General features: G+C 62.9%; 7 protein-coding genes and 1 rRNA gene. 2 read left to right on the top strand and 6 right to left on the bottom strand.

Going from position 1 to position 12043, the window contains the following annotated elements; translation table 11 throughout:
- Positions 1-165, bottom strand: a 16S ribosomal RNA gene (locus ACRQDJ_RS07075); the annotation flags it as partial.
- A 726-nt stretch (positions 166-891) separates the two neighbouring features.
- Here ACRQDJ_RS07075 and ACRQDJ_RS07070 point away from each other — a divergent pair.
- The gene (locus tag ACRQDJ_RS07070; protein WP_435706389.1) at positions 892-2346 is read left to right on the top strand and encodes an MFS transporter; all 1455 of its coding nucleotides are present in this window, start codon (positions 892-894) and stop codon (positions 2344-2346) included.
- Between the two features lie 176 nt (positions 2347-2522).
- Here ACRQDJ_RS07070 and fucO read toward each other — a convergent pair whose 3' ends face one another.
- A complete protein-coding gene (gene fucO, locus ACRQDJ_RS07065) occupies positions 2523-3674 on the bottom strand; it encodes a lactaldehyde reductase (RefSeq protein ID WP_284890327.1) in 1152 nt (383 codons plus the stop codon).
- Between the two features lie 258 nt (positions 3675-3932).
- A complete protein-coding gene (locus ACRQDJ_RS07060) occupies positions 3933-4784 on the bottom strand; it encodes an aldo/keto reductase (RefSeq protein ID WP_435706390.1) in 852 nt (283 codons plus the stop codon).
- An 806-nt stretch (positions 4785-5590) separates the two neighbouring features.
- On the opposite strand from ACRQDJ_RS07060, the gene ACRQDJ_RS07055 reads away from it, so the two are divergent.
- A complete protein-coding gene (locus ACRQDJ_RS07055) occupies positions 5591-6196 on the top strand; it encodes a hypothetical protein (protein WP_435706391.1) in 606 nt (201 codons plus the stop codon).
- On the opposite strand, the gene ACRQDJ_RS07050 is transcribed toward ACRQDJ_RS07055, so the two are convergent.
- The 3 genes from ACRQDJ_RS07050 to ACRQDJ_RS07040 all read right to left on the bottom strand — a co-directional run bounded on the left by ACRQDJ_RS07050 (position 6114) and on the right by ACRQDJ_RS07040 (position 12012).
- A complete protein-coding gene (locus ACRQDJ_RS07050) occupies positions 6114-7145 on the bottom strand; it encodes a hypothetical protein (RefSeq protein WP_435706392.1) in 1032 nt (343 codons plus the stop codon). The two genes, ACRQDJ_RS07055 and ACRQDJ_RS07050, sit on opposite strands and share 83 nt — an antisense overlap.
- Positions 7146-7473: 328 nt before the next feature.
- The gene (ppdK, locus tag ACRQDJ_RS07045) at positions 7474-10209 is read right to left on the bottom strand and encodes a pyruvate, phosphate dikinase (RefSeq protein WP_435706393.1); all 2736 of its coding nucleotides are present in this window, start codon (positions 10207-10209) and stop codon (positions 7474-7476) included.
- 105 nt (positions 10210-10314) lie between these two features.
- Positions 10315-12012 (bottom strand): formate--tetrahydrofolate ligase, encoded by a 1698-nt coding sequence (locus ACRQDJ_RS07040; RefSeq protein ID WP_435717926.1) that lies wholly within the window; start codon positions 12010-12012, stop codon positions 10315-10317.
- Positions 12013-12043: the final 31 nt, after the last annotated feature.

The following is a 12043-nucleotide window of genomic DNA, read 5'->3' as shown; positions in this document are numbered from 1 at the left end:
CCCGTTTCCAAGGCTTATCCCAAAAAGGAGGGCAGGTTACCCACGTATTACTCACCCGTTCGCCACTAATCCACCCACAACAAGTTGCAGGCTTCATCGTTCGACTTGCATGTGTTAAGCACGCCGCCAGCGTTCGTCCTGAGCCAGGATCAAACTCTCCACAAAAAACCAGAGAGCCAATAGCTAGCTCAACAAAAAAATAAATAACAAGAACAAAACACCACCAACAAACAAACCAAACACACCCACAAATAACGAATGCATCCAGCCTTTTACATGTTGGAGTGCTAACTGTCCTTGCACACACCCACACAACCAACCAAGAAACCAACAATCAGTCAACCTGGCCCGGTCGTGTGAACAAAAAAATTTTCACGTAAAAAATATATTAGTCAGACACGCTATTAAGCATCCAAACACCATATCCACACCCCACACCAACCACCAATAACCATCGACTGGCTGGTCCGGAGAGAATCATTCACGCTCAAGAAGAGCAACCCCGTTAGCCTACCACCACAACCAGATTCTTTCAAACCGGGAAGCTAGTGAACTAGGCTACTCACGAGGAGTTTCCGTGTCACCTTGAGGCGTTTCCGGCTCTCGGCGACGGGTAACAAGCTTACAAGCCCGGCCCGCTAGACGCAAATCAAACCAGAGAGACACCCACCACACCCAGCCCAAACACCCAGAAAACCAGAGAAAACCACGCTCGAACACCTGAAAAACACGCCTCAACAACCCAGCCGGAGACTCATCGCCCGTCCCGGGTAGCGTCTAGACCACCACAGCACACACCTACACACCCCTCAAGCACCGCCCAGCCAAGCTCTGAGCCGCGGCACATGAAGCGCGCGGGCGAGGAGCTGCGGCGTCGTCGATAATAGAGAAGTGAGTGCACGTAAAGTTCCGGCCACTGCCGGTACCCCTCAGCAAAGCGATCCGAAGCGTCCGTCCCCCAATTCCAATACAAACCATCCGGACGGAGGAACCGCGCTCCGGCCCGGCACACAGCTCGGCTTGCTCGTCACCCTAGTTATTGCCGTCCTGTCCTATCAGCTCAACACCACGATGGTGACTCCCGCGCTCCCCGATATCGGGCGCAGCTTTGCGGTGAGCGAGGGGACGCTCGCGCTGGTGTCGAGCCTGTTCTTCCTGGCCGGCGCGGTCGCCGGAATTCTTCTGACCCGGTGGAGTGATTTCCTCGGGCGCGCGCGGATGCTGCTGGCGGTGCTCGCGATCTTGCTGGTGGGCACACTGGTGTGCGCGTTCGCCCCGAACTTCCCCATTTTCGTGACCGGGCGGGTCCTGCAAGGCGTCTCGGGAGCGGTTTTCCAGCTCGCGTATATGATTCTGAGCGAATCGGTATCTCCCGCGCTGCTCGGCACGATGCTGGGTATTATCAGCGCCGCGAACGGCGGCGTGGGCGGCCTAGACGGCTGGCTCGGCGGGATCCTTACGGACCGCTTCGGCTTCCAAGCGATTTTCTTTGTGATCGCCGCACTCACCACGGCCGCGATTTTCCTGACGGCCCGGGCACTGCCCGCGCAAAAACAGCCAACCACCACCGGAAAGATGGATTGGTTGGGCGGCGGGTTGCTCTCGCTCAGCCTGATTTTCCTGACCTACTACGTCAATATCGGTGGCACCCGCGGGTGGTTCGCCCCGGCCAGCCTCGCATTTTTCGGGGCGGCCGTGCTATTTTTCTGCGCTTTTTGCGTGGCGGAACGCCGAGTTGCCTCGCCGCTTTTCGCTTTGCGCCATCTGGCATCGCGCCATTGCTGGCCGCTTATCGCCACAACGCTGCTGTCTCTCGCCTCGGTTTTCGCGGTTATCAATTTTACGGTCGCGCTTTTCGCCCAGAATTCCGAGGCGGGATACGGGCTTGAGGCTGGCCGCGCCGCACTCCTTTACCTCACCCCGCCGGCACTTATTGGCCTGGTCGCCGCACCGCTATCCGGATGGCTGGCAGGGAAAATCGGCTGGCTCACCGTGCTACGCACCGGGCTCGCCGTTTCCCTGTGCGCGATTGGCGGCATCTGGCTTTTCCTTGAGCACCGCTGGGTTGTTTTCGCCCTTATCGCGCTTCTTGGAATTACCTATAACGGCATGATTCTCACAACGGTCAACGGCCTGGGCGTGATCCTGGCCCCGCCCGAGGCGCCCGGTTCACTCCCCGGCCTCAACGGCGCAGCTTTCGGCGTGGGCGCGAGCCTGGGCATCGGCCTGGTTGCGCCCCTGGTGGGAACCTGGGGCGGCTACCGCGGAGCCCTGGCGCTTTCCGCGGGTATTGCCGGAGCGGCTTTGCTGTGCGCGTGCGTCCTGAAAATGCGTACGGATTCCTAACGACGACGCCGCTACCTGGCCACCGCGTACCCGGCCACATAACGGACCCGGATAGCAACACGCGGCGTGCTCACACAGCGCCGCACTCATACAGAAACGTGGCCGGCACCCGAATCTAATCAGGCACCGGCCACGTTCGCCGCTTGAGCGCATGAGCTAAGCGAACGCCTCAGCCCTTAGAGCAAGGAGGCGTAGAGCGCGCGGATTTCTTCCTTGGTGGCCTTGCGGGGGTTGCCCGGGGTGCACACGTCGTTGAAGGCGTCCTCGGCCAGGGCGTCGAGGCCGGATTCGTCCACGCCCACCGCGGAGATCGTGGTGGGGTTACCCAGGTCCTCAACCAGCTGCTTGACCGCGTCCACCGCGTAGGTACGCGCGTCTTCTAGCGCGACGTCGTACGAATCCTTCATGCCGAAGGCATGCGCAATATCGCGGTACTTTTCACCGGTGTACTCGGCGTTGAACTTCATGACGGCCGGCAGCAGGATACCGTTGGCCACGCCGTGCGGCGCGTCGTAACGCCCACCGAGCGGGTGCGCCATGCCGTGCACCAGGCCCAGGCCCACATTGGAGTAGCCCATGCCCGCGATGTAGGAGGCGTAACCCATCTGTTCCACGGCGTCGGTATCACCGTCGGCAGCCTTGCGCAGGTTCTTCGCGATCATCTGGATCGCCTTGAGGTGAACCGCGTCCGAAAGCTCCCAGGCACCCGGGGTGATGTAGCCTTCGATGGCGTGGGTGAGGGCATCGAGCCCGGTCGCCACCTTGAGGGAACGCGGCATGCCGTCCATGAGATCCGGATCCACAATGGCGAGCACCGGAATATCGTGTTCGTCCACGCACACAAACTTGCGGTGCTTCTCGGTATCGGTAATCACGTAGTTAATGGTGGTTTCCGAAGCGGTACCGGCGGTGGTGGGGATACCGATAATCGGCACGGAGGGGTTCTTGGTGTCCGCCACGCCCTCGAGGGAAAGAACATCGGAGAATTCGGGGTTCGCACCGATAATGCCGATGGCCTTCGCGGTATCCTGCGGGGAACCGCCGCCCAGGCCGATAAGCACATCCGCGCCGGAATCCTTGAGCGCCTGCACGCCGGCCTTCACATTTTCGACGGGCGGGTTCGGAACAACGTCGTCGAAAATCTCGTAAGCAAAATCGGCCTCATCCAAACGCTTCGTCACTAGGTCCACGGTCCCGGCCTGGCGCACGCCCTTGTCGGTGATGATGAGGACTTTCTTGAAGCCGCGGCGATGCAGCTCGGGGACCAGCTGGTCGAGCGCACCGCGCCCGAAGTACGAGGTTTGGTTGAGGATCATGCGATTAACCATGACTACTCCTTATGTCGAATATTCGTAGCAACTGCGCCACTTTCCTGACATGGAACATTGTTCCATTTTTTTGACCCCCTCCCTATGACGTAAGGCCCGGCACGGAAAGATCGCCGGGGCCGTGGCGATATTTTTCCGCCAGATCGGTTACGGAGCGGTGTAGCTGCGGGTTACCGTGCATGGCTTTTAAGCACGACGACGCCGCGTCCCCGCGGCGCGCGGGCGCGCCGCGGCGCCGTCGTACCACCTGGAGCGAAGCTATTCCACATCGAGGGGGACTCGGAAGCGCGGAGCCGGGAAGGCGGCGTCCAGGCGCGCGAGTTGGTCGGCGCTCAGTTCGAGGCGCGCGGCCTCCAAGTTTTCCCGCATATGTGTGAGTTTGCCGGTGCGCGGAATCGCGATGGCGTCGCCCTGCGCCAGCACCCAGGCGAGGAGAACTTGGAAGGGGCTGATGCCCAGTTCACGGGCGACCTCGGTGAGGGCCGGGTTGGTGACCAGGCCGTTGCGCAGGGTGCCGGCCTGGGCGAGTGGGCAGTAGGCGATGAGCGCCACGCCGCGCCGTTCCATGAGGCCGCGCAGCTCCACTTCGATGCCGCGCGAGCCGAGGTGGTAGAGCACCTCGTTGGCCTGGCAGTTGGCGCCGCCGGGCACCGCGGCCAGGTCCTGCATATCTTCAACGTCGAAATTAGAGACGCCCCAGCTGCGGATTTTCCCGGTCGCGCGCAGGCGTTCGAGTTCCGCCACGGTTTCGGCCAGCGGGGTGCCGCCGCGCCAGTGGTAGAGGTACATATCAACGTAGTCGGTTCCGAGGCGCTTGAGGCTGGCGTCGAGCGCGGCCTCCATGCGGTGGCGCGAGGCGTTGGAGGGCAGCACTTTGGTGATGAGGTAGAGAGATTCGCGCGGGAAAGGCGTGATTGCTTCGCCCACGAGTTCTTCGGAGCGCCCACTGCCGTACATTTCCGCGGTGTCGATGAGCCGCGCCCCGCCTTCGATTCCGCAGCGCAGCGCCGCGATTTCTTCCTGCCGGCTCGCCGGGTTATCGCCGAGGAACCAGGTGCCCAGCCCGAGGGCCGGCACGGTATCGCCGTTCGCCAAGGTGATGTTGCGCATGGGGCTTCCTTTTCGTGTTCTGCTTGCTTTCCGCTTGTTTTCTGCTTGTTTTCTGCCTGCTTTCCCGGGGCCGCCACCGTAGGCTCCGCGCCGCGGGGGCTTTCCATTCCAGGGTGCCACGGATAGCGTGCCCGCGCCAGGCGTTTCGGCGGGCCCGGCTGGTCGGGCCTGCCGGGCCGTTCAGGATGCAACCCCACGGACATCGAGCCCCACAGGATGCAACCCCACGACAGTGGCCGCCACAGGATGCAACCCCACGACATCAAAACGATTTCTTAACGTAGCTGCCGTTGCACTTTGATTTCGGGCGGACGCGGCGAGCTTCCCGCGAGCTTCTCATGGACCTCATGAAGTTCAATAGTCACACCAGAACCTGGGGACAGGGTATATGTTTTCTAAGCTGTACTTCGTATGTACGACATCCGCAGTACATCCCGGAAAAACATACCTTCCTCGCCGGCGCGGCGAGGCGGGGAAAGTCAGCGGTTGACGCGGGGCTAGGATTGCCGTTGCTCAGCTCGTGCTTGGGGCATCGTTTAATGTTACGAGCACGCCTGACGATGGTAGTGACCGACCAACTGTCTTGGCGGTGATCAACATGAAGCCATGACCATCACTTTCATATATGTTAAAGTCCCTGACTTTTCCAACTACTTGACGCCGACAGCCACGTACACTTTGCACATGCGTCGAGTGAAGGGATAGCTATGGTTCGTATTCCTCCGGATCCGGATTGGACGCCGGTGCCTTTCCGCCAGTCGTGGAGCGGGCACCTCATTACAGGCACTATTACCGCGATAGGTATTGTGATTGCGCTGGCGCTGAGCCGGTTGTTCCTCCTTCACCAGGTGAATTTTTTCGCTCTGCTGCTCATCGTTGTGCTGAGCACCGTGGCTGTTGAATTCTTTTCGGCGCACGTCGACCGTTGGGATCAACGCCGCTGGCACCATCCGAGCCCGGGCGGATGGATTCCCCCGCTGTGCCGGATTGTATTTTTTACAGGGGTCTATTTTCTTGTCGCATTCGCACTGACGTGGGACTCCCGGCAGGCACTCATCTGTGGCGGCGTGGCTACCACCGTCGCGATTATCGAGGTGTTCGGGATACGGGAATGGAAAACCGGCTTGACCACAGCGGAGGTAAAAGAAGCCAATCTGGCAGCCAAGAAAGCGCTTGAGGAAATAGCTATAGAAGCGCGCATTGAACGGCGGGAGAAGGCTCGGCGCAAGGAAGCGGAGCGCCGCAAGCGGCTCGGTTTACCGGAGGACACCAGTCCGATTATCACGGTAAAGCGGGGTGGCTTCGAATTCCGGCCGCACCGCGTGAACTTTATTCCGCCGCGCGCCGCGCCCGACGCCGCGGGGCAGCCTGATGATCACTCCGATAAGCGCCCTCAGGAGGGGCGGAATTAGCAGCGCGGTGCGCGGCGGTGTGCGCGGCGCCGGCCGCTGAGCTGGGCACGGATGTAGCGGCCGCAGCGGAGGTATGCGCGGCGCGGCGGCCGCGGATTTCCTGCCAAATATTGCGGCTGCGTGCAGCGCTTTCGGTACCCGGCTGGGCGGCCCGGCTTCCGCGCCGCCGCGGCCGCTCGGTAGCAAGTTCCGCCACTTCAGGTGTTTCTGCCGGTTGCTCGGCTACCGGCTCAGGCTGAGCCTCCGTTTCCGGCATATTCTCCGCCTCGGGTGCCGCATCGCCTTCCCGCGAGACTTCCGGCATAGCCTCCGCCTCGGGATGATCGCCCGCTTCCGTTTCCGCTTCCGCCTCGGGCGCCACATTCAACACCGGCACCCCGGCGGCCGGCCCGAGCGCGGTGGCGCGCTGGAGGCGGACTTCGTCCACAGAGAGCAAAATCCCGGCCGCCCGCTCCAGGATGGTCACCTGCCAGACCTGCACCCCGGCTCCGGCCAGGGCCCGCACGGCGTCAGTAATATCCGGATCGATAGCGAAAGCGAAGATGCTCAGGCGCGGCGCCGGTTCCGGAATGGGCGGATTGACGGCGGTGAACTCCTGCCAAGCGGAGGAAAAATCGTGAGGCCCGCCCGGGAAAAGCCGGGTGATTTCGCGCCTGTCTAAAGTGGCGTGCTGAGCGGAACGGGCGAGGGCCGCGAGGAGCGCTGCGCCGTCGAGAATATCAATAATATCGACGCTAATAATGTTCCCGGTGGCATCCAAGGCAACCAGAGAAGCGGTGCCGCTCTCCCCCTCCGGGCGTGTCCACGCCACCTGGAAGGCCGGGAAATCGAGGAACTCCGCAATCTGGGCGCGCAACGCTTCGGCAACGGAGGCGCGGGTTTCTTCCGGAAGATCAGCGGGAGGCGCCGCGCGATGAAATTGCCCGCCACGTAATGAGAAAACGCCCACGAGATACCATCTCCGATACTGCTTACCGCACCAACCTGCCTACCCAAGCCTATCCTAGGCGAGGTACCTGAGAATTGACTGCACCGCACTTTCTTGTACGACGGCGCCCGCGTCTCCGGGTGCTTACGCTGCCGTGCCCGAACGGCCCCGGTGGCCCGGTATCGCTAAGCCACCAGATGCCAAGCGGCCGGGTGGAAACCAGCTCCGTGAAGAGCTCGGTTCCCGCCCGGCCGCTGTGCTGTGCTAGCCGCGTTCAGCTCGCGCTTGCGGGCTCAAAGCCGCCGCTTCGCGGCTCCGCAGCCTCGCAGCTACGCGCGAGGTGCCAAAGCTACGCCGTCGCGCCGGCTCCGGACTCCTGCCCCTTGGCCATGACGGCCGCGCGCCCGGCTTCCAGGCGCGCCACCGGCACCCGGAACGGGGAGCAGGACACGTAATCCAAACCGACAGAGTCGAAGAAGTGCACCGAGGCGGGATCCCCGCCGTGCTCGCCGCAGATACCCACGGTGAGATTCGGGTTGCCCTTCCGGCCGCGTTCGGTACCCATGCGCACCAACTCGCCCACGCCTTCGCAGTCGATGGTCTCGAAGGGCGAGGTGTCAAAGATCCCTTCCGCCATATAGGTCGGAATGAATTCGTGTTCGACGTCGTCCCGCGAGAAGCCCCACGTGGTCTGGGTCAGGTCATTGGTGCCGAAGGAGAAGAATTCGGAATCTTCGGCGATCTTCTCCGCGATAATCGCCGCGCGCGGCAGCTCAATCATATTGCCGATCGCGATGTCCAGGTCGTAGCCGGATTCGCGTTCCACATCGGCGATGATCTTGCGGGCACGGTCCGCGACCAGGCGGAATTCCTTATCCGAACCGATGAGCGGGATCATGATTTCCGGATGCGGATCCAGGCCGCGCTTGCGGCAAGCAACCGCAGCTTCGGCCACCGCCCGCACCTGGAGATCCACGAAACCGGGGATCTGGATGGACAGGCGCACCCCGCGCAGGCCCAGCATCGGGTTATCTTCGTGGCGTTCGGTTGCCGCCCGCAGCAGGGTGCGGGTGTGTTCGGGCACCTGCTGACCGCGGGCTTCCATGGTGGCTACCTCAACCGCCAGCTTCGTCATATCCGGGAGGAATTCGTGCAGCGGCGGGTCGATGAGGCGCACCACCACCGGCAGGCCGTCCATCGCCTCGAAAATACCTTCGAAATCACCGCGCTGAAGCGGCATGAGCGCACCCAGGGCCGCCTCCTGCAATTCCGGGGTGGCCGCGAGGATCACGTGCTCAATGAGTTCGCGCCGCTCGCCCAAGAACATATGCTCGGTGCGGCACAGGCCGATCCCCTGCGCCCCGAATTCGCGAGCGCGCGCGGCATCTTCCGGATTATCGGCATTGGCCCGCACGTGCATACGCGCGGACTTATCCGCCTGGGTGAGGATGCGATCCACGGAACGCACCAGTTCGCAGGTGTCCACATCATCGCCGGCGGCTTCCAGCGCGGCCTCCAAGCCCTGGGAAACATAGATCATGACCGGGGAATCTTCCACCGGCACCGCCCCGAAGAACACTTCCCCGGTGGTGCCGTCAATGGAGATCACGTCCCCGGCGCGCAGCGTCTGCCCGGTGGACTTGATGAAGACCGTGCCGGCCTTTTCTTCCACCAGCAGATCCTCCGCGCCCACCACGCAGGTGCGGCCCATCCCGCGGGCCACCACCGCGGCGTGCGAGGTTTTCCCGCCGCGCGCGGTGAGCACGCCGGCGGCCACCACCATGCCGGGCAGGTCATCCGGGTTGGTTTCGCGGCGCACCAGGATCACCTTGGCACCTTCCGCGGCGCGCGCCTCCGCCTGCTCGTTACTGAACACCACTTCGCCCACGGCCGCACCCGGGGAGGCCGCCATGGCCTTGGTGATGAGGGTGCGCTGCGCATCGCGCTGGAACTGCGGGAAGAGCAGCGAGGTGAGCTGTTCGCCGGTGGTACGGGTGATGGCTTCTTCCGCGCTGATGAGCCCTTCGTCCACCAGCTGGGTGGCCACCCGGAAAGCAGCGGCGGCGGTGCGCTTCCCCACGCGGGTTTGCAGCATCCACAGCTTGCCTTCCTGGATGGTGAATTCGATATCGCACAGATCCCGGTAGTGGTTCTCCAGGCGCTTCATGATGTCCATGAGCTCGTTGTAGGAAACCGGGTCCAGCTGCTCGAGGTCCTTGAGGGAGAGGGTATTGCGGATACCGGCCACCACATCCTCACCCTGGGCATTGACCAGGTAATCGCCGTACACCCCGGAGTGCCCGGTGGAAGGATCGCGGGTGAAGGCCACGCCGGTACCGGACTTCTCCCCCATATTGCCGAAGACCATCGTGCAAATATTGACGGCGGTGCCCAGGTCATCCGGGATGTGTTCGCGCCGGCGGTAGATGCGGGCGCGTTCGGTGTTCCAGGAGCGGAACACCGCGGTGATTGCGAGGTTCATTTGCCGGCGCGGGTTCTGCGGGAAGGGGTACCCGGTGGCGCGCCGCACGATTCCCTTGAATTGTTCGACCAGCTCTTGCAGGTCCGCCGTCGTCATATCAAGATCGCCGCTGTAGCCTTTTTCCTTTTGGAGGGCATGCAGGGCGTCCGAGAAAAGATCCCCATCAATATCGAGCACGGTCCGGGCGAACATTTGGATGAGGCGCCGGTAGGAATCCCAGGCGAAACGTTCGTTGCCGGATTGCGCCGCCAGGCCCTTGACTGATTCATCATTGAGGCCAATATTGAGCACGGTTTCCATCATGCCGGGCATGGAGAACTTCGCGCCCGAACGCACCGAGAGCAGCAGCGGATCCTCCGGATCGCCAAGTTTCTTGCCCATCTGCTCTTCCACGGCTTCTAGGTGGCGCGTCACCTCCGCTTCAAGTTCTTCGGGTTCCTGTCCGTTACTCAGGTAGTAGCGGCAAGCTTCGGTGGTGATGGTGAAACCGGGTGGGACAGGCAAATCCATGTGGACCATCTCAGCCAGGTTAGCTCCCTTGCCGCCGAGCAGGTCCTTCATGTCCTTGTTGCCCTCGGTAAATGCGTATACGAACTTTGTCATATCGTCCTCCGTGGGGATTCACACGCGCATAAGTGCGCGGAGCGGCCCCGTCGCCGCTCACGTGTCCAGGGTAACACTTTGGGGCGGCGTGATCGAGAGGGATTTTTAGTGAATACCGCGCACATTTCCGGCGCCGTCCACGTCAATGGCCAGCGCGGATGGTTCTTGGGGCAGGCCCGGCATCAGCATGACGCTCCCGGCCATGACGACGACGAACCGGCCACCCGCGGAGAGATGCACCTCGCGTACCGGCACGTCGAAATCGCTGGGCGCGCCCAGGCGTTTCGGGTCGGTGGTGAAGGAGGCCGGGGTTTTCGCGATGCACACGGGATAGCTGCCGTAGCCGCGTTCTTCCAGGTCGCGCAGTTGCTCGCGGGCTTCTTGCGCGAAGGTCACGCTCGCGCCCCCGTAGACGCGCCGCACCACCGCGGTGATTTTTTCGGCAAGGCTCGCGTGATCCGGGTACGTGAACGTGGTGCGGGAGGGCATTTCGAGGGCGCGCAGGACCGCTTCAGCCAGTGGCGCCGCACCTTCCCCGCCGCGCGCGAAATGCTCGGAAACGGCCACGGGCACGCCCAGATCTTCGAATTGCGTGCGCACCTTTGCGATATCGGCTTCGGTATCCGTATCAAAACGATTAAGGGCGACGACGACGGACTGCCCCCATACCGCCCGCAAATTATGGATATGCCGGGCGGCATTGGCGATACCCCCGTGGTAGCGCAGGGCGCGCAAGGTAACAACGAATACAACCGCATCGGGGCGCAGCCCGGAGGTCCGGCACATAATGTCAATGAACTTTTCGGCGCCCAGGTCGGCCCCGAAGCCCGCTTCGGTGACCGCGATCTCCCCCATCGCGAGCGCGGCGCGGGTGGCCATCACGGAATTGCAACCGTGGGCGATATTGGCGAAGGGCCCGCCGTGAACCAGGGCGAGGGTTCCTTCCCGGGTGGCGACCAGGTTCGGGGAAAAAGCTTCGGCGAGCAGGGCGAGCATAGCGCCGGTAGCTCCCAGGTCTTTGGCGGTGACCGGCTTGCCGGCGCGGGTGCGGGCCACTTCCATGGAATCGAGGCGCTCGCGCAGATCCGCGAAGGAGGAGGCCAGGCAGAAAGCTGCCATGACTTCGCTGGCGGGAACAATATCGAAGCCGGTGGCGCGGGTGGCGTGCGCGCCGGGATTGGAGTGGGTGCCCGCGCCCGGGCCGGCGCTATCCAGGCGCCCGCTGGGGCTGAGGAGGATGGCGCGCAGGGCCCGGTCGTTCATGTCGATCACGCGGCGCACGCTCACCGTGGCCGGGTCAATGTCGTGGGTATCGAAATACACCGCGTTATCGGTCATGGCGGCCAGCAGGTTGTGGGCGGCGGCGATAGCGGCGAAATCGCCGTTGAAGTGCAGGTTAATGGAGTCCGCCGGGGTGAGGGTGGCGCGGCCCCCACCGATGGCCCCGCCCTTGAGCCCGAAGACGGGCCCCAGCGAGGGTTCACGCAGGGCCAGCACCGCACGCTGGCCGAGGTAGCGCAGGCCGTCGGCCAGGCCGATAGAAGTGGTGGTTTTTCCTTCCCCGGCCGGGGTGGGTGACATGGCTGTCACCAGCACGAGGCGGCCGGGTTGCGCGGAGCGGGATTCGGGTTGGCTCGGTTGTGCAAGCTCCGCACCCTGCCGGCCGGGTGTACCCGGTTGTGCATCGAGGCTTTCTACCCAGCGGTAATCAATCTTCGCCCGATCCCGACCGAAGGGGATAACCGCATCGGCCGGCACACCCGCCGCGAGGGCGGCATCAATGAGGGGAAGTTCGATAGACATACGCTGTATTTTATACCGATGGCTCAGGTCC

The organism is Actinotignum urematis, assembly GCF_051264595.1.
In the GTDB taxonomy this organism is placed as follows: Bacteria; Actinomycetota; Actinomycetes; order Actinomycetales; family Actinomycetaceae; genus Actinotignum; species Actinotignum timonense_A.
The sequence above is the reverse complement of the archived record's forward strand: the minus strand, read 5'-3'. Positions and strand labels throughout refer to the sequence as shown.

What these genes read in the sequence shown, in the direction of transcription:
- fucO (WP_284890327.1), bottom strand. Translation starts at nt 3,674, where the DNA reads ATGGTTAATCGCATGATCCTCAACCAAACCTCGTACTTCGGGCGCGGT.
- ACRQDJ_RS07060 (WP_435706390.1), bottom strand. Translation starts at nt 4,784, where the DNA reads ATGCGCAACATCACCTTGGCGAACGGCGATACCGTGCCGGCCCTCGGG.
- ppdK (WP_435706393.1), bottom strand. Translation starts at nt 10,209, where the DNA reads ATGACAAAGTTCGTATACGCATTTACCGAGGGCAACAAGGACATGAAG.
- ACRQDJ_RS07040 (WP_435717926.1), bottom strand. Translation starts at nt 12,012, where the DNA reads ATGTCTATCGAACTTCCCCTCATTGATGCCGCCCTCGCGGCGGGTGTG.